Genomic DNA, 17,415 nt, shown 5'->3' with positions numbered 1-17,415 from the left:
GCGGGGAACGCCCTCCTCAGCGCAACGCGCGGTAGCCCAGGACCATCCGCTGCAGTGCACTGATCGACACCATGACGCCCCACACCACGGCGATCTGCCAGGCCAGGGTGGAGAAGATCAGCCACAGGCTGTGCACGACAATGGTTTCCGCGCCTTCGGCGAGACCGCCGAGAAACGACAGTGAACGCCCGTCATCCAGAGTCCTGCGGGACCGCTCGGCGATGGAAGAAAATGCCAGGAACGCTGCTCCATTGATGTAGTAGGCCAGCAGCACGAGCAGAAAGGGCCACCACGGCGCCCCATAAGCCGCGGCCACGCCCACGGCCACCCCCACCACGGTGCTGCCGTAAACGATGAAGTCGGCCGTGATGTCGAAGAAACCCCCTGCCCCCGCATCGGATCGACTGGGATCACGGGACCTGCGCACCCGAGCCACCGGCCCATCGAGTCCGTCGGCGAGTCGGGAAACCAGCCACAGCGTCAGCGAAAGGCCCCACCAGGTGGCCGCGGCCGCCGCGGCGCTGCCCAGACCCAGGATCAAGCCGGCGGCGGTGATCTGATCCGCGCTGACCCCGATCCGGTCAATCACCTTCGCGACCCGAGCTAGCGGACGCTCGAGGTGCCTACGGAGATAGTCGTCGAACATCGACGGGGCCACCTTCTGCTTCGTTTCCTGCATCGGGGCCGTCGGCGGCCGCCAGCGGATCTTCGCCGCTGGCCATCCTGTTCTTGAGCAGTCGGGCCGCATATCCGGCGCCCAGGCTCACGGCCACGACGGCAAGCACAGCTGCGGCAAAGGGCCACGACAGTGGCGACGTACCGTAAGCACCCAATGCGGTGTAGCCGACCGTCGCCGGGACGATCCCCACCGCGGTGCCGAGAACGTAGTCGCGCTGCCGGACCGCGCTCAGGCCCGCCGCATAGTTCACCGCCATGAACGGGAACAGCGGCACGAGGCGCACCAGTAGCACCGAAATCAGGCCTCTGCGTTCGAGCATGGCGTCGATCGTCGCGATCCGCGCCCACCGGATACGGGACACACCGTCCCGGCCCAATCCTCGGGCCAGCAAGAACGCCACCCACGCCCCCAAGGTTGCCGCGAACACCACCACTGCGGCGCCGACGGCCAGACCGAAGAGGAGCCCGCTGGCGATGGTTAGCGCACTCGCCGGAAACGGTGTCAGCGTCAAGGCGGCATAGACACCGACGAAGGCCACCACTCCCCACGCTCCAGCCGCCGCCACCCGGTCGCGCAGCGCAGCGGGGTCGGGCAGATCAGTGGTCAGCGCCAACGTGATGCCGCCCCCGATGACAAGGGCGAGCACGGCAGCCTTCAGCCGGTAGTCGATCCGCGCCCTCGGTGTGGCTGCGTCCGGCGTCTGCATCGCGCTCCTTCGTCGTCCACCTTCTGGTCTAACTTGTGGTCTACCTTCACGACGTTAAAGCTTCGACAGTCTCACCCTGTTCCCGTAGGGGAAGATTGTTTCGGATTCTGACCATCCCTGGCTATAGGAGGTCCGCTTTGATCGATCGGTCGGCGCGCAGACGATGACCAGCCTGCGGGGTTTGTTCTCGGCGGCGGCGCTGCTGACCGCGCTGTGCACGCTGGCGGCCTGCGCAGCCCCAAATCCCGAGCCAGTGCTGGCCGAGCCCGCGTCATGGGCCGATATCGAGGACGAGGCGCGCGGCCAGACGGTGTCACTGTGGATGTATGGAGGTGACGAGCAGGGCAACAGATACGTCGACGACGTTCTCGTGCCTGCCGCCCAGCAGGCCGGGGTGTCGTTGCGCCGGGTGCCCATCGCCGATACCGGCGACGCCGTGAACCGCATTCTTGCCGAACGGCAGGCCGGCCTCACCGACGGTGATGTGGACCTGGTGTGGGTCAACGGTGACAACTTCGGGACCGGCAAACAGGCCGGCGCCTGGCTGTGCGGATGGACCGATTCACTGCCGAACATGGCGCTGACCGATCCGGCCGACCCGCTGCTCAGCACCGACTTCGGGACTCCGGTTGACGGCTGCGAGGCGCCGTGGCACAAGGCGCAGTTCACGCTGGTGTACGACGCCGCCAAGATCGCCGACCCACCGACTGACTTTCTGGGACTCCTCGACTGGGCACAGGCCCACCCCGGGCGGTTCACCTATCCCGCACCCCCGGACTTCACCGGGTCGGTGTTCCTCCGGGAGGCGCTGATCGCCGTCTCCGGCGGCCCCCAGAACGTTCCGTTGCAGTTCTCTCCAGAGGCATACGATCGGCTCACGCCGGCGTTGTTCGAGCGACTCAATGCGCTCAAGCCGGCGCTCTGGCGTCGCGGAACCACCTATCCGCAGACCTCCTCGGAGCTCAATGATCTCTACGCCGGGGGCCAGGTCGACATGACGATGACCTACGGTCCGGCGACCCTGACCGAACTGGTCGCCAACGGCACCTATCCCCCCGAAACCAAGGTGCTGACCTTGACGGACGGGACGGTCGGAAATGCCAGTTTCCTGGCTATCCCGTCGACGTCGGGCAATACCGCCGGCGCCCGGGTCGTCGCGAACCTGGCGCTGTCTCCCCAGCAGCAGATCGAGAAGGCCAGGCCCTCGGTGTGGGGCCAGTTCACCGTCCTGGACCTGAGCCGCCTCACCGCCCCGGACCGGGCCGGGTTCGAGGCGCTGCCGGTCTCGCCCGTCGTTCCCGCTTTCGACGTACTCGCGCGAAATGCGCACCCGGAACTCGCCGCCCAGTGGGTGGCCCCGCTCGACCAGGGATGGCGCCGCAATGTCCTCGCCGGCGGCTGATCCGAACCCGCAGCCGGACATGCGGCGGACGGAGGCTGGGGAACCGGCCGCGGACATCGAGCCTGCCGTGTCCTGGCGCGCGGCGCTGTGGGTGCTTCCGGCGTTGGTGCCAGTGGCCACGATCCTGGTGGCCGGCCTCGGTTCGGCGCTGCTGCAGAGCCTGGGGCTGATGCCGCTGGTCGGGGCTCCGGAGCTGACGATCGAGGCGTACCGGATGAACACCGGCGACCTTGCGACGTCCGCGGCGCTGTCTTTGGCGATCGCCACCGCGGCAACATTGATCGGGGTGGTGGTCGGGGTGACCACCGCTCTGACTGCGGTGACCGGCCGTCGGTTCGCACTGTGGGCCGGCACGTTGACCGTCCCGGTCCCGCATCTCATCGGCGCCGCGACCATGGGCCTGCTTCTCGCCGACTCCGGCCTGTTGGCCAGGCTGTTCGGGTTGTCGGAGGGGGGTTGGCCGGCCCTCGTCGGGGGCCGCTGGTGGATCGCGGTGGTGCTCGAATACGCCTGGAAGGAATCCGCGTTCATCGCACTGGTGGTGGCGGCGGTGCTGGCTACCCGGGTCGCCGCCTACGACGACACCGCTGCCGTGCTGGGGGCTTCACGGCGTGCCCGGTTGCGGCTCGTGACCTTTCCGCTGATCCGTCCGGCGGTGGTGGCCGCGGCGACCATCAGCTTCACCTACACCCTTGGCTCCTACGAGGTGGCGCTACTGCTTGGGCGGGTGTATCCGGAGCCGCTACCGGTGCTGGCGATTCGGCTGTTCACCTCGGTCGAACTTGCCACCCGGCCGCAGGCCGCCGCGGCGGCCGTCGTCACGGCGGTACTGGCGCTACTCGCGGTGGCCGGCGCCCTGATGATGTTGCGGCGCTCGGCGGTGTGGCGATGACCGGGGCTCTGGCCCGGACCGCGATGGGGCGCGCGGTGCGCGCCGTGCTGGTGCTGTGGTTTCTGCTGCCGCTGGTCCCTATTCTGTTGTGGGCGTTTGCGAATCGGTGGCCCTTCCCGGATCTTCTACCGCAGCAATGGGGACTCGACGGGGTCCGCAGCGGCCTTGCCGCGGGCGCGCCGAACGCGTTCGTCGTCTCGGCGACACTCGGACTGACGGTGGCGGCGATCGCTACCCCGGCGGGGGCGCTGGCGGCGCGGGCGTTGGCCTCCGGCCGCCTCCCCCTGCCGCGAGTGATCGAAGCTGTCCTCTTCGCGCCGCTGATCCTGCCCGCATTCGCGGTGGCCCTCGGACTGGACGTGCTGGTGCTGCGTACCGGCGTCCCGAGCCCGCTCGCTGTCGTCGCCGTGCTCTCGGTGGCCGCGATTCCCTACACGACCTACCTGATGCGGGTCGCGTTCGGCGCCTACGACAAGGGGTTCGAGGAGGAAGCCCGAACCCTGGGTGCGTCCCGCGCCACGGTCTTGGTCCGAGTGCAGATTCCGCTGTTGGCTCCCGCCCTCTCCGGCGCGGCGTTCTTGGCGTTCCTCGTCGGGTGGACTGACTACGTGGTGACCCTGCTCATCGGTGGCGGGCGGGTGGTCAGCGTCCCGATCCTGGTGGCGTCGTTCGCCGCAGGCACCGGAAACAGCTCCGTCGTCGCAGCTCTGTCGATGGCCGCGGTGATTCCGCCGTTGATCCTGCTCACCGTGCTGGCCCGCACGGGCCCCCGAACGGGGAGGACGACGTGAGCACCCGCCTGGAGTTGCGGGGCCTCACCCGACATCACCGGGATCAACACATCCCGGCACTGAGCCGGCTCGATCTCGACGTCAAAGCGGGCAGGTGCCTGGCACTGCTGGGCCCTTCGGGATCCGGGAAGAGCACGACTCTGCGGCTGATCGCCGGACTGGACGCACCCACCCGCGGGACGGTGCTTCTCGACGGCGACGACGTGACGAACGCCCCGGCCGAGCAACGCGGCATCGGGATGGTCTTCCAGCGACCGCTGCTCTTTCCGCATCTGTCGGTCATCGACAATGTGGCGTTCGCCGCGCGAGCCGCGGGAATGTCTCGCCGAGATTCCCGGGCGGCCTCCCAGCGATACCTCGAGCTGGTCCAGTTGGGGGATTATGCGGATCGCTCCGTCGCCGATATCTCCGGCGGGCAGGCGCAGCGGGTGGCGCTGGCGAGATCGCTGGCCGCCGAGCCGAAAGTGCTGCTCCTCGATGAACCGTTCAGCGCGCTCGACAGCGCACTGCGCGCCGACATGTACGCCCTGCTGCGGGCGATCCGGGACGCCCTCAATCCGACCATCGTGCTGGTGACCCACGATCAGTCCGAAGCTGCGGCGGTCGCCGAGCAAATCGCAGTACTGATCGACGGCGTTCTGGAGCACCATTCCGATGTGCGTACCGCCTACGTCCGGCCGTCGACTCTTGCGGTGCACAGGTTGATGGGCGGACTCAACGAGATTCCCGGCCGCATTGCGGCCGGGGTGCACCATTCGGAATTGGGCGCCCAGGTCCTGCCTGCCGACGTCTGCGCCCGGGATGGACCGGCCACGTTGGTGATTCGGCAGGAAGTGGTTCGGCTCGTAGAACCCAGCGCGTCCTCGATCACCGGGACCATTGAGTCGCTGCAGTCGGCCGGTATCCGGCAGCGTGCGCACATACAGGTCGGTTCGTCGTCGGTGTTCGCCGAGCTTCCTCCACAGATCAGCTTCGCAGTCGGCACGCGGGTGGGACTGGACTTACCCACCGGTGCACTCCATGCCATCAGCACCGATAGCAATGCGTCTCGAGTGTTTCAGGAGTGAGACGCGACGCCAGGCGGTCGACGGCAGACGAGCATTTGGTTGCCGCCGGCTTGAAACTCGTAGTCGACCGGAACAATTCGGCTGTCGATGCCTTGGGCTCGCAAGGTGGCAAGGAGATCATCGAGTTGGTAGGGGATGGACCCCATGGCGACGAGGGGAAAGATGCGGACCTCGGTACAGGCCAGGCGCACGAGTTCGACTATGGCGTGGTGATGAAACGTGGGGGTCAGTCGATCGGCGTAGCTGAACAGCAGGTGCGAGCTCAGAACGAGGTCGAACCTGCCGTCGGGAAACGGTAGCCGCGGTAGCTCGCCGGGTACGTAACGGTCGGGATGATCATGGAAGTCGCGGGCGAACAACTGACCTGCCCGGCTGCGCGACCGGTGGTGGTGTTCTGCGTTGTCGAAGAATGCCCACCGGTACTGCTCGGGATGCTCACGCACATAGGCGTTTCCGCGGTCGGTTTCGGCCCGGGCCAGCGTGCTCAACTCGGCAGCGGTCAGGCTGCGCCGATACACCGGATCGACGGCGGTGGCGTCACCGCCGCCGGCGTTGATCTCGGCGGTGGCACTGGACGCCCCACCTGGGCAATCCAAGATGCACCGGCTGAGATCGGTGTCGGTGAGGGCGAACATGGCGCGGTACTCATCGAGGCTGCGCGAACTGAGCAAGACCTCCCCGATCCCGCTGGCGGGAATCGGTTGGTGTGTTGGCCCGCGTGCGCTCTGCGCGGATTCATCGGGGTTGGTCATCGAGAACCTTGATACAACGCGCAGGTCTCCGTCCGTGCGGCTTATCCGACACGGGTCGGTTCAGCAGACGCACCGCCAAACGCTCGGTCTTCGTACCCATATGCACCCATGGTGTGCCCACCAGGCGTATGCGGTCAATGGGGCCCGATCGGCCCCACCGCCCGACCGAAACGGGGCCAAGAACAGGGAGCGGACGTCGAAATATCGGGCAGGGAGAAGGGCGAGGTAGCAGACAAAGGCCGAACGCCTTGCTGCTGACACCCCCCGCACCCTAATATTTAGGGTAGCCGAAACCATTTACTCGCAATGACGAAAAATTGCCCCCCGGGAGGTGCCGTGCGAAGAGTCGGCCGGTGGTCGGCGACCACAGTGATGGCGCTCGTCGGCGTTGCCACGATGGTGGCTGGCTGCTCGTCCGACAGCGACGCGGGCGATGCCGAGCGAACGACGGTGCTGACGACGTTCACAGTACTGGCCGATATCGCGTCGAACGTCGCCGGCGAGCATCTGACGGTGGAGTCGATCACCAAGCCGGGGGCGGAGATTCACGGCTATGAGCCCACTCCCGGTGATATCAAGAAGGCCGCCAACGCTGACCTGATCATTGACAATGGGCTGAATCTGGAAGCGTGGTTCGCCCAGTTCGTCGACCACCTCGACGTTCCCCATGTTGTGGTCAGCGACGGCGTGCAACCCCTGGACATCACCGAGGACGCCTACGCAGGCATACCGAACCCACACGCGTGGATGTCACCACTCAACGTGCAGATCTATGCCGACAACATGGCTGCGGCGTTCGCCGATCTCGACCCCGATCACGCGCAGGACTACCGCGACAATGCTGCGGCCTATCGCACCCAACTCCAAGAGGTTCATGACGAACTCGTCGACCGGCTGGACACCCTGCCGGCTACCCAGCGGGCGTTGGTGACCTGCGAGGGAGCGTTCTCCTATCTTGCCCGCGACGCGGGGCTGACCGAGAAGTACATCTGGGCGGTCAACGCCGAACAGCAAGCCACCCCACGGCAGATGGCCTCGGCCATCGAGTTCGTCAACACCCATAACGTGCCGGCAGTGTTCTGCGAATCCACCGTCTCCGACGCGCCGATGCAACGCGTCGCGGAAGCCACCGGCGCCCGGTTCGGTGGCGTGTTGTTCGTCGACTCGCTCTCCGAAGCCGACGGGCCGGTGCCGACTTACCTCGACCTGATCCGCCACGACGCCGCGACCATCGCCACTGCGCTGACCGCAGACCGAGCCTCGTGAGAGCACCAGCCCTGGAAGTTGATTCGGTCACGGTGCACTACGGGCACGTACTCGCCCTCCACGACGTCACCTTGACGATCCAACAAGGCCGGGTCTGTGGGCTTGTTGGCATGAACGGCTCCGGCAAGTCCACCCTGTTCAAGGCGATCATGGGGCTGGTACGCCCCGACACGGGGACGGTGCACATTTACCGATCCAGCTCCGCCCAGGCCCGCAAGAAAGGGCTCGTCGGCTACATGCCGCAGAGCGAGGCTATCGACTGGGCGTTCCCGCTCTCGGTACGCGACGTCGTACTGACCGGCCGTTACGGGCACATGGGGCCCACCCGGCGGGCCCGCACCGCCGACCAATGCGCCGTCGACAACGCGCTCGAACGCGTCGAACTCGCCGACTACCAGCACCGTCAGATCGGGCAACTCTCCGGCGGACAACGCAAACGTGCCTTCCTGGCCCGCTGCATTGCCCAGGGAGCCGACTTGTTGCTACTCGATGAACCCTTCGCCGGCGTCGACAAACGCAGCGAAGCCACCATCAGCGGCTTGCTCCGGGACCTCGCCGGAGCCGGCGCCACCATCCTGGTCTCCACCCATGACCTGCACGCCCTGCCCGACCTGGCCGATGAGGCGATCCTGCTGATGCGCACCGTGCTGCTGCATGACCACCCCGACATCACGTTGCAACCGCAAAACCTGGCCCGCGCGTTTGGCCTCGACATTCTCAATGCCACCGACCTCGAAGACACCCCAGGGCCTCGGTGAGCATCCTCGAATTCGTCGTCGAGCCCATGCGCCTGGACTTCATGGTCCGCGCCACCGCCACCACCCTGATCGCTTCCGTCGTGTGCGCCACCCTGTCGTGTTGGCTGGTTCTGATCGGCTGGTCGCTCATGGGTGACGCGGTCTCGCACGCCGTGCTGCCCGGCGTCGTTCTCGCCTACATCGCCGGCGCACCATTTGCGTTGGGCGCCATCATCTTCGGATTCACTGCCGTCGCCCTGATCGGCATCGTCCGAGATACCAGCCGTACCAAAGAAGATGCCGCCATCGGCGTGGTCTTCACCACGCTGTTCGCCCTCGGACTGGTCCTCATCTCCGTCACACCCAGCCAAGTCGACCTCAACCACATCATCTTCGGCAACCTGCTCGGCGTCTCCCGCGCCGATCTCATCCAAGTCGTCATCCTCGGCGCCATCGTCCTAGCCGTTCTGATCTACAAACGCCGAGACTTCACCCTCTACGCCTTCGACCCCAGCCACGCCCACGCCATTGGCCTCAACCCCCGGCTACTCAGTGCCGCCCTGCTCGGACTGCTGGCCCTGACCGCCGTCGTGGCACTGCAAGCCGTCGGTATCGTCCTCGTCGTCGCCCTGCTGATCACGCCGGGCGCCACCGCCTACCTACTCACCGACCGATTCAGCCGCATGCTGATCATCGCCCCCACCCTTGCCACCGCCTGCGCTCTGATCGGCCTGTACGCCAGCTACTACCTCGACACCGCATCAGGTCCTATGGTCGTCCTGGCCAACGGCGCGGCCTTCACCCTTGCTTACCTCTTCAGCCCCGAGCAGGGACTGGTCGCTACCCGGCAACGCAAATCCCGGCGAACTGCTCAAACCCCGTAGCCGGAGGACTCGCCTCGCGACCGCCATCCTGAAGCGAACCTGAAAGAAACGCGCTCCAGAGGCCGCGCTTCAGGTCCGCTTCAGTTAACTGCGCCAGGTTGGGGATCGTAGGAAAAACCCGAACGAGTTCGCCGGGAGAAGGTCTCTTGCACCTGATCTACGGCGTTCCAAAACCTAAGGAGTGAGCCAATAATGACAATCCGAAACTGCACCGCAGCACTGGTGATGGCGAGCATCTTTGCACTGCCGATTGCTGCCGCGCCGATCGCGGCAGCAACCCAGAGCGGCCCGAACGTTTCCAACCTCTCACCGGACTTGACGATGACCCAGACCAATGGGAGCGCGAGCCTGCGCACGCAACCGCACGTGCGCGCCCCAATGAACCAATGGCCCCAGCGCAACTACCGCCGATAGCGGAGATGGGCATTCAGTCACTACTGCTCGTCTTTGACCGGAACGAATGCCGCAGCCAGTTCAGGATCGGCGACTCCGCGATCGAAGCCAGTACCTGCGGAGGCGGGCCAGCCAGGCGATGGAGCGTGAAACCACCGGGCGCGCAAGCTGACTCCGGACGTCGGCGATCGAGGCGTTCCACGGCCCATCGTTGTAGGTCGGGTAGGGGTGGGTGGCGCCGGCCAGGGTGCGGGTACGGAGGCCCTGGTTGACCGCCAGAACCATTTCGCCGATAGTTTCGCCGGCCCGGGGGCCGACGATGCTCGCCCCGACGATGCGGTGCTTTCGGTCGAGGACGAGTTGGGTGAGGCCGCCGGTGTCGGCCTCGGCGATGGCCCTGTCGAGATGGGTGTGGGCGAGGGTCTGCACGGACAGTCCGGGGATGCGCCGGGCGGTTCGGGGGTCGATTCCGACGACGGCGATCTCGGGATCGGTGAACGTGACGCGGGGTTCTCCGGTCTGGGCGACCGTGCGGCGCAAACCCAGGATCGCGTTGGTCGCGGCGAGGCTGCCGTGCATTCCGGCGGTGTGGGTGAATTGGGGATGCCCGGTGAGGTCGCCGGCCGCCCAGATCCTCGGGTTCGACGTGCGCAGTTGCGCGTCGACGTCGACATACCCGCGCTCATCGACGGCGACTCCGGCGGCATCGAGTCCGATCGAGTTGGTCCTGGGGGTACGGCCGACGGCGATCAACACCCGGTCGAAACGAATGTCGCGACCGTCGACGAGGGTGAGGGTGCCCTCGGTGATGGATGCTCCGGTAGCTGCGGTACGAACGTCGACTCCGTCGCTGATCATCGCAGCGGTGAGTGCCGCGGCCGCGGCCGGATCCTCGCGCGGGACCAGGGTCTGGGCTGATTCGACGATGGTGACCTGAGAGCCCAACCGGGCGAACGCCTGGGCAAGCTCGCAGCCGACACTGCCGCCGCCCAGCACCAAGAGCCGGCGCGGAAGCTCGGTGAGATCCCAGATCGTTTCGCTCGTCAGATAATCCACGGCTGCCAAGCCAGGAAGCGGGGGAACCGTCGGAGCCGCGCCGGTCGCCAGCACCGCCTGGGCGAACGAGATGCGGTGCTCGCCGATCGTGACGCCGCGGGGACCGGTGAAACGCGCCGCCCCCTCGATGACCGACACACCGGCTGCGGTGAGCGCTTCCGGGGAGTCGACCGGGGCGATGGTGGTGATGGCACCCCGCACGTGCTGCATCACCTGGGAGAAGTCGACGGTCACGTCGGCGGCGGAGATCCCGAATGCCGATCCACGACGGACCGCGGTGGCCGCGGCTGCCGCGGCGATCAACGCCTTCGACGGCACGCATCCGGTCCACAGGCAGTCCCCACCGGTGCGATCGCGTTCTACCAGGACGACCTTCGAGCCGAAGCTTGCGGCCGTCTTCGCGGCGACGATGCCGGCGGTGCCGCCGCCGATGACCACCAGGTCGGCGGTGATGCCCGTATTCATCGCTTGCTCCCTCCGGTGCCGCTTCGAATTCGGATCGCAGATGACGGCGGCCACGGCGCGTCCACTGTGAGGGAACTCGGCGGGCGGTGATGGTGTTCCCGTAGGGGACAACTTGCCAGAGATTCCGACGAATGGACTGCCGATGCGACGCCCGGCCCGCTACCAATCCTCGGCCCGGTTTTACGACCTCATCTCCGCGGAATGGCCCGTCTATCGGGCAGGGCGGGTAGCAGCGATCGGGTTGCTGGCGCCGGGACCGGGCCACCATGTCCTGGACATCGGCTGCGGCACCGGATTGAACTTCCCTCATCTGCAGCGCCGGATCGGCCCGACCGGATCGATCACCGCCGTCGACTCCAGCGCGCAGATGCTCCGACAGGCGCGACGCAAGGCTGACTCGGCGGGGTGGAACAACGTGCGACTGATCCAAGCTGACGCCACCCAACTGAACGCCACCCAACTGAACGCCACCGCACTGAACGCGGCTCTGAACGCCACGGCAGAGAACGGCACGGCGGCGAGCGTCACCGCACCGGAACCAGGCGCCGGTTTCGACGCCGTCATCAGCACCTATGCGCTGTCTCTCATGGCGAACTGGCACCTGGCGGTGGCGCTGATGGTGGCGGCGGCCCGACCCGCTGGCCGGGTGGGTGTGGTGGACATGCAGAAACCGGTCGGGCCGGCCCGACCGTGGACGCCGCTCGCGCAGCTGGCCTGCCGGCTGGGTGGGTCGGATATCGAAGCGCACCCATGGACCGCGATCGAGTCAACACTCACCGACGTACGCGCGATGTCCCTGAAAGGCGGCCACATCCAGGTTCGGGTGGGTTCGGTCCGCGAGTGAGCGACACCGCAGTCATCCCGGCTCAGCGTCGTGCGGTTCAGAAGATGTCGTGCGGTTCAGAAGATTCTGGACCACCAACGTCGTCGAGCCGCTCCCGGGCCGGGGAGCATCTCCTGCACGCGCTCGGGGAACTCGGTCTCGACAGCGTTGACGACTTCTTTCACGCTGGGATTGACCAGCGCCACGGTTCCCACGAACACCGTGGGCACCGTTTCGTCGCCGCCGGTGACTGCGCGCACGCGTTCCGCCGCGCCACGATCGTCCCAGATGTTGATCTCGGTCGTCACGATCGCCCGTCGCCGCAAACCTCTGCGCAGACTGCTGCAGTACGGACAACCCGGGCGCCACAACACCTCGATGCCATCGACATGATCCGCCGTTCTCATGGCGCCGTCCTCCTTCCCCGACACTCCATCAGCTCAGGGTTTCGCTATTCATCGGACCCGACCAGGGTGGAGATCCGAGTGTTGAGCGCAGGCTCGCCCAGGGTTCCGCGAACCACGTCGACGGACCCATCGGCGCCGACGAACGCGAACGCCGGCTGCGCCGTCACGCCGAAGCGCTGCCACACGGCGCCATCGATGTCGGCGATGTTGGTGAAGAGACCCAGGTCGTACTTGTCGACGAACTCCTGCATCGCCGATTCCTGGTCCAGCGCTGCCACGCCGACGAACGTTGCTTCGGGATTGCCGCGAGCGGCCTTCGCCACCTCAGGGGCTTCGCGCTGGCAGGTGGCACACCATGGCGCCCAGAACCAGAACACGACGGGTTTCCCGGCAAGCGTTCGTCCCGAAAACTCCTGACCGCCGACGGTCTTGGCGGTGAAGTTCAGTTCCGCCGGGACTGCCGCGGGGGCCGGCGCCGACAGTTCATCACTGGGAGCCGCATTACTGGGTACCGCGCTGGAAGCCACTTGGGCTGGCGCGCTGGAGGTCGCCGTCGCACCCTCGCCGCTGGGACCACCACATCCGGCGACCACACCGGCCGTGGTGGCCAGCAACGCCAGTGTGTAGGTAATTCTCATAGCCCGCCCTTTCCGGCCTCGGATGGCTGTCGGAACCCGAGCAGTGTCACTGATTATTCCCAAGCCAGTTCTTCTTAAGCCAGCCCCTTGAGCATCAGGTTCCAGTACATGAACGGCAGACCGTACTTCTTGAGGTACCAGTAGCTACGGTGCGGCTTGGTCGGGTCGATCACCGGGAACGACGGCGTAATTTTCATGTCGTAGTCGAACTCCGCCAGCAGCATCGCGTGCGAGGACGTAACGAAGGGGCATGACGCGTACCCGTCGTATCGCGCGGCCAATGGTCGGCCCCGCAGCAATGAATCGACGTTGGCGACCACGACGGGAGCCTGCTTGCGAATCGCGGCCCCGGTCTTGGAGTTCGGTGACGATCCGGCATCGCCGAGGCTGAAGATGTTGGGATAACGCACATGCTGCATCGTGTGCTTGTCGATGTCGACATATCCGTTGGCGTCACCGGTCGACAGCGCGCTGGATTTGATCCAATCCGGCGCGGATTGGCGTGGCACGGCATGAAGCACGTCGTAGGCCAGCATGGTGTCGGATCCAGCTTCCCCGACACCTGTCACCCCGACCTTGTGCGCCGCCGCGTCGATGGAGGTCACCTCGGCATTGGTGTGCACGGTGATGCCGTAGTCAGCGGCGATCGCCTCGAGGCTGTCGGCAATCGCCGGGATGCCGAACAGCCGCGGCGTCGGCACCACGAGGTGCACGTCGATGTCGTCGAGGACACCCTGAGATCGCCAGTAGTCGCTGGCGAGGTAGGCGATCTTCTGCGGCGCCCCGGCGCACTTGATCGGCCCCGACGGCATCGCGAACACCGCACTGCCCGAACGTAACTCGCGGATGAAGTCCCACGTGCGCGGAGCCAGGTCGAACAGGTAATTCGACGACACACCGCCCTTGCCGAGCGCCTCCGGCAATCCGTCGGTCCGATTCCAGTCCAGCTGGATACCCGGACAGACCACGAGCACGTCGTACTCGTAGACCGCACCATCGGTGCAGGTGACCGTCCTGCCGTCGGGGTCAATAGTTGCGGCGGCATTCTTGATCCATGCCGCAGCCTTGGGCATGACCGAGCCCTCCGACCGGGCACTCGTCGCTGCCTTCGCCTGGCCGCCACCGACAAGGGTCCACATCGGCTGGTAGTAGTGCAGGTCGGACGGCTCGATAACCGCGACATCGGAGTGGCCCTTGCGGAGCAGTCGGGCGGCGACCGATATGCCGGCGGTTCCGCCGCCGATGATGAGTGCCCGGTGTTTTGCGGCAGCTATGACCTTTTCCCTTCGTCTACCAGCTCACGCATGCTGGTGCCTGTCTTCCCAGGCGCCGAAGCCACCCACGATATCGCTGACGTCGGCGAACCCTCGCTGCCGCAGCAGACTCGCGGCCACCGAGGAACGATAACCGCCGGCGCAGTAGACGACAGTCGGCTTGGTGGCGTTCAGTTCGCTCAGCCGGTCCGGCAGTTGACCCACTGGAATGGCGATCGCGTTCGGGATGATGCCCACGGCGAGTTCACCCGGGTTGCGCACATCGACGATCTGCAGTTCGGTCAACTCCGAGGCCCGGTCGTCGAATGCCTTCGCGGTCAACCTCGATCCAGCCTGCACGTCGTCAGGATGGTTGAACATCGTCTCAAACGGCCGGTCCAAGTACCCGATCACCCGATCGAAGCCGATCCGGGCCAGCCGATTCTTGGCCACGAGCTCATGGCCTGGGTCGGTGAAGAGCACGATGTCCACGTCAGAAGGCAGGACTGATCCGGCGAACTCGGCGTAGCGGCCCTCCAGCCCGATATTGATGGCCTGACGCAGATGGCCGGTCGCGAACTCCTCGGGGCCACGCCCGTCCACCAGAACAGCGCCTCCCGCGATCGCTTCCAGGACCTGCTCATAGGACAGCGCCGCCGGCATCTCGGCCTCGTCTAGCAGTTCACGGTCCTGCCGGTTGAGGACCGCGTTGTAGACGAAGTAATTCGGCGCGGGCGGCTGCCCTTCGGTGACCAGCTCCATGAAGGTGGCCTTGTCGGGGGCGCGCAGGGCGTAGTTGGTCTCCTTCTGCTCCCCCATGGTCGACCACAGTTCGGTGGACAGGTTCTTGCCGCACGCCGAACCCGCACCGTGGGCCGGATACACCTTGGTGGCATCGGGCAGCGTCATCAGCTTGTTGTGCAGCGAGTCGTAGAGCTTGTCGGCCAACTCCTCCCGGGTGAAGCCGATCGAGGCCAGAAGGTCGGGCCGGCCGACGTCACCGATGAACAGCGCATCGCCGGTCAGCACGCCGTAGGGAACCGCGTCGCCGGGGTGCTCGTAGACCACGATGCTCACCGACTCGGGGGTGTGTCCCGGCGTGTGGCGGAATTCCAGCGTCACCTCACCCAGCGAATAGCGCTCTCCGTCGGCAACGCCCATCGACTCGAACTCGGTCTCGGCGACCGAGGAGTACACGATCTTCGCTCCGGTGGCCTCTGCCAACTCCAAGTGGCCCGACAGGAAGTCGGCGTGGAAGTGGGTTTCGATGACGAGTTCGATCGTGAAGCCCAACTCCTTGGCGTCGGACAGATACTCGGACACATCGCGCTGCGGGTCGACAACGACTGCACGCCCGGTCGTCTCGTCGGCAATCAAATACGACGCATGGGACAAGCAGTCCAGGTAGTACTGGATGAACTTCATGTCGGCGGTCCTTTCGTTGGGCGGGTGCTCTGTGTGCTCTTGAATGGCGGTGTTCTTGCTTTCTCGGTGCGGAGTGTATATACCCCTATGGGTATATCAAATGCTGACGCACGGCTGGAAATTCCCGCTTGCATGTACCCCCCGGGGTATGTGTACCATAGGGCAGAACATACCCCAGGCGGTATCAGGAAGCTACCCCGGCCCGCTGTACAGAAAGGACCTATCCATGACCGCGCCCGCCATCATCGATTCGCAGAACCTCGGCGAACTGCTCACATCGGCCACGCCACCCCGAGTGCTCGACGTCCGGACCCCAGGCGAGTTCGAGACCGCCCACATCGCCGGGTCCTACAACGTGCCGCTGGACCTCCTGCGTGAGCACCGCAATGAGATCACCCAGCATCTCGACGAGGACGTCGTCCTGGTCTGCCGCTCGGGCCAGCGTGCCGCCCAAGCCGAGGAGACGCTGCGCGATGTCGGTTTGCCCAACGTGCACATCCTTGCCGGCGGCATCAGCGCCTGGGAGGCCAACGGCTTCGCGGTCAACCGCGGGGCCCAACGCTGGGACCTCGAGCGTCAAGTCCGCCTCGTCGCCGGCTCGGTGGTGCTCTCCAGCATCCTGGCCAGCATCGCCGTTCCCAAGCTCAAGTGGGTGGCGGCCGGGATCGGCGGCGGACTGACATTCGCGTCGCTGACCAACACCTGCGCGATGGGCGTGGCACTGTCCAAGCTGCCCTACAACCGGGGCGCTACCTGCGATGCCCAGAGCATCGTGTCCCAACTCGTCGGCATCGACAACACCGTCCCGATAAAGGACTAGCCGGACATGATCGCGCTCACCATCGGCCTGGCCGTCTTCGTCGGCATTGCGCTGGGGCTGTTGGGCGGCGGAGGTTCGATCCTGACCGTGCCGCTTCTCGCCTACGTCGCGGGCATGGACGCCAAACAGGCCATCGCAACCTCGTTGCTGGTCGTCGGCGTCACCAGCGCGATCGGGGCGATCTCGCACGCCCGGGCCGGTCATGTGCAATGGCGCACTGGTCTGGTCTTCGGCGCGGCGGGAATGGCCGGTGCCTACGGCGGGGGTCTCCTGGCGCGCTTCATCCCCGGATCCTTCCTTCTCATCGGCTTCGCCGTCGTGATGGTCGCCACCGCCATCGCGATGCTGCGCGGACGCAAAGATCCCACCACCCCGGCGGTCGACGAGAGCGGGCATCATCAACTTCCCGTACCGAAGATCATCGCCGAGGGTCTGGTCGTCGGTCTGGTAACCGGACTGGTCGGCGCTGGTGGCGGATTCCTGGTGGTGCCGGCGCTCGCGCTGCTGGGCGGGCTGCCGATGCCCGTCGCAGTCGGCACCTCGCTGGTCGTCATCGCGATGAAGTCGTTCGCCGGACTCGGCGGATACCTGGCCAGCGTTCAGATCGACTGGGCACTGGCCCTGGCCGTCACCGCCGCTGCTGTGCTGGGCGCTCTCGTCGGTGCCCGCCTGACGGCGATTATCAACCCCGATGCACTACGAAAGGGCTTCGGCTGGTTCGTACTCACGATGGCCGCGGTCATCCTGGCCCAAGAGATTCACTTGAGCGTCGGCATCGCGGCCGTGGTGCTCACGGCGATCGCCGGGGCCATGGCGATCGCGTGTACTCGCTACGATCGCTGCCCTCTACGTCGCATCAGATCACTGGTCGCCGGCCGGACTGCCGCATGACGCCCCCGGTGCAATACCCCCGCGGGTACCATGGCCTCAGTGGCTACCGAACATTCCGTGTCAGAAGA

19 protein-coding genes are annotated in these 17,415 nt (G+C 66.1%); 10 read left to right on the top strand and 9 right to left on the bottom strand.

Annotation, left to right across the window (positions count from 1 at the left end; translation table 11 throughout):
- Positions 1-16 precede the first annotated feature (16 nt).
- Together ACPGXI_RS05685 and ACPGXI_RS05680 are read right to left on the bottom strand one after the other, a co-directional pair.
- On the bottom strand, positions 17-646 hold the full coding sequence (locus ACPGXI_RS05685; RefSeq protein ID WP_526650689.1) for a CDP-alcohol phosphatidyltransferase family protein: 630 nt from the start codon (positions 644-646) through the stop codon (positions 17-19).
- Positions 624-1,385: a TVP38/TMEM64 family protein gene (locus ACPGXI_RS05680; RefSeq protein ID WP_526650687.1), complete on the bottom strand. Its 762-nt coding sequence runs from the start codon at positions 1,383-1,385 to the stop codon at positions 624-626. Before ACPGXI_RS05680 ends, ACPGXI_RS05685 begins: the two co-directional genes overlap by 23 nt.
- A 163-nt stretch (positions 1,386-1,548) precedes the next feature.
- On the opposite strand from ACPGXI_RS05680, the gene ACPGXI_RS05675 reads away from it, so the two are divergent.
- Genes ACPGXI_RS05675 through ACPGXI_RS05660 form a run of 4 tightly spaced genes read left to right on the top strand, consistent with a single transcriptional unit; the run spans position 1,549 to position 5,537 of the window.
- A complete protein-coding gene (locus tag ACPGXI_RS05675; RefSeq protein ID WP_526650685.1) occupies positions 1,549-2,787 on the top strand; it encodes an ABC transporter substrate-binding protein in 1,239 nt (412 codons plus the stop codon).
- Entirely contained in the window at positions 2,768-3,679 is a 912-nt protein-coding gene (locus ACPGXI_RS05670; RefSeq protein WP_526650683.1) for an ABC transporter permease subunit, read from the top strand. Before ACPGXI_RS05675 ends, ACPGXI_RS05670 begins: the two co-directional genes overlap by 20 nt.
- Positions 3,676-4,470 (top strand): ABC transporter permease, encoded by a 795-nt coding sequence (locus tag ACPGXI_RS05665; protein ID WP_526650681.1) that lies wholly within the window; start codon positions 3,676-3,678, stop codon positions 4,468-4,470. The genes ACPGXI_RS05670 and ACPGXI_RS05665 overlap by 4 nt, the downstream gene beginning before the upstream one ends.
- Positions 4,467-5,537, top strand: coding sequence for an ABC transporter ATP-binding protein (locus ACPGXI_RS05660; protein WP_526650679.1), 1,071 nt, complete (start codon positions 4,467-4,469; stop codon positions 5,535-5,537). Before ACPGXI_RS05665 ends, ACPGXI_RS05660 begins: the two co-directional genes overlap by 4 nt.
- Here the strand turns inward: ACPGXI_RS05660 and ACPGXI_RS05655 are convergent.
- Positions 5,528-6,289, bottom strand: coding sequence for a hypothetical protein (locus ACPGXI_RS05655; RefSeq protein ID WP_526650677.1), 762 nt, complete (start codon positions 6,287-6,289; stop codon positions 5,528-5,530). The genes ACPGXI_RS05660 and ACPGXI_RS05655 overlap by 10 nt on opposite strands.
- Before the next feature lie 396 nt (positions 6,290-6,685).
- Between ACPGXI_RS05655 and ACPGXI_RS05650 the strand changes: the two genes are divergently transcribed.
- From ACPGXI_RS05650 to ACPGXI_RS05640, 3 genes are read left to right on the top strand one after another with little or no spacing between them, the layout of a single operon-like run.
- Positions 6,686-7,555 (top strand): metal ABC transporter substrate-binding protein, encoded by an 870-nt coding sequence (locus ACPGXI_RS05650; RefSeq protein ID WP_526650767.1) that lies wholly within the window; start codon positions 6,686-6,688, stop codon positions 7,553-7,555.
- A complete protein-coding gene (locus ACPGXI_RS05645) occupies positions 7,552-8,313 on the top strand; it encodes a metal ABC transporter ATP-binding protein (protein WP_526650675.1) in 762 nt (253 codons plus the stop codon). The genes ACPGXI_RS05650 and ACPGXI_RS05645 overlap by 4 nt, the downstream gene beginning before the upstream one ends.
- On the top strand, positions 8,310-9,176 hold the full coding sequence (locus ACPGXI_RS05640) for a metal ABC transporter permease (protein WP_526650673.1): 867 nt from the start codon (positions 8,310-8,312) through the stop codon (positions 9,174-9,176). Before ACPGXI_RS05645 ends, ACPGXI_RS05640 begins: the two co-directional genes overlap by 4 nt.
- Before the next feature lie 80 nt (positions 9,177-9,256).
- Here the strand turns inward: ACPGXI_RS05640 and ACPGXI_RS05635 are convergent, their stop codons facing one another.
- Both ACPGXI_RS05635 and ACPGXI_RS05630 read right to left on the bottom strand, forming a co-directional pair.
- Positions 9,257-9,532 (bottom strand): hypothetical protein, encoded by a 276-nt coding sequence (locus ACPGXI_RS05635; RefSeq protein ID WP_526650671.1) that lies wholly within the window; start codon positions 9,530-9,532, stop codon positions 9,257-9,259.
- A gap of 118 nt (positions 9,533-9,650) precedes the next feature.
- On the bottom strand, positions 9,651-11,090 hold the full coding sequence (locus ACPGXI_RS05630) for a dihydrolipoyl dehydrogenase family protein (RefSeq protein ID WP_526650669.1): 1,440 nt from the start codon (positions 11,088-11,090) through the stop codon (positions 9,651-9,653).
- A 142-nt stretch (positions 11,091-11,232) separates the two neighbouring features.
- Here ACPGXI_RS05630 and ACPGXI_RS05625 point away from each other — a divergent pair, with 142 nt between their 5' ends.
- Complete coding sequence (locus ACPGXI_RS05625) at positions 11,233-11,934, top strand: class I SAM-dependent DNA methyltransferase (RefSeq protein ID WP_526650667.1); 702 nt, start codon at positions 11,233-11,235, stop codon at positions 11,932-11,934.
- Between the two features lie 56 nt (positions 11,935-11,990).
- Here the strand turns inward: ACPGXI_RS05625 and ACPGXI_RS05620 are convergent, their stop codons facing one another.
- The 4 genes from ACPGXI_RS05620 to ACPGXI_RS05605 form a co-directional block, all read right to left on the bottom strand.
- Positions 11,991-12,320, bottom strand: coding sequence for a glutaredoxin domain-containing protein (locus ACPGXI_RS05620; protein WP_526650665.1), 330 nt, complete (start codon positions 12,318-12,320; stop codon positions 11,991-11,993).
- Between the two features lie 44 nt (positions 12,321-12,364).
- Complete coding sequence (locus tag ACPGXI_RS05615; RefSeq protein WP_526650765.1) at positions 12,365-12,940, bottom strand: protein disulfide oxidoreductase; 576 nt, start codon at positions 12,938-12,940, stop codon at positions 12,365-12,367.
- 92 nt (positions 12,941-13,032) lie between these two features.
- The gene (locus ACPGXI_RS05610; protein WP_526650763.1) at positions 13,033-14,232 is read right to left on the bottom strand and encodes an NAD(P)/FAD-dependent oxidoreductase; all 1,200 of its coding nucleotides are present in this window, start codon (positions 14,230-14,232) and stop codon (positions 13,033-13,035) included.
- Positions 14,233-14,256: 24 nt separating this feature from the next.
- Positions 14,257-15,636 (bottom strand): MBL fold metallo-hydrolase, encoded by a 1,380-nt coding sequence (locus ACPGXI_RS05605; RefSeq protein ID WP_526650663.1) that lies wholly within the window; start codon positions 15,634-15,636, stop codon positions 14,257-14,259.
- A gap of 226 nt (positions 15,637-15,862) precedes the next feature.
- Here ACPGXI_RS05605 and ACPGXI_RS05600 point away from each other — a divergent pair, with 226 nt between their 5' ends.
- Together ACPGXI_RS05600 and ACPGXI_RS05595 are read left to right on the top strand one after the other, a co-directional pair.
- Complete coding sequence (locus ACPGXI_RS05600; RefSeq protein ID WP_526650661.1) at positions 15,863-16,456, top strand: rhodanese-like domain-containing protein; 594 nt, start codon at positions 15,863-15,865, stop codon at positions 16,454-16,456.
- A 6-nt stretch (positions 16,457-16,462) separates the two neighbouring features.
- Positions 16,463-17,347 (top strand): sulfite exporter TauE/SafE family protein, encoded by an 885-nt coding sequence (locus tag ACPGXI_RS05595; protein ID WP_526650659.1) that lies wholly within the window; start codon positions 16,463-16,465, stop codon positions 17,345-17,347.
- The last annotated feature ends 68 nt before the right edge of the window (positions 17,348-17,415 follow it).

The sequence above is a fragment of the Mycobacterium sp. genome, assembly GCF_049608025.1.
Lineage (GTDB): Bacteria > Actinomycetota > Actinomycetes > Mycobacteriales > Mycobacteriaceae > Mycobacterium.
The sequence above is the reverse complement of the archived record's forward strand: the minus strand, read 5'-3'. Positions and strand labels throughout refer to the sequence as shown.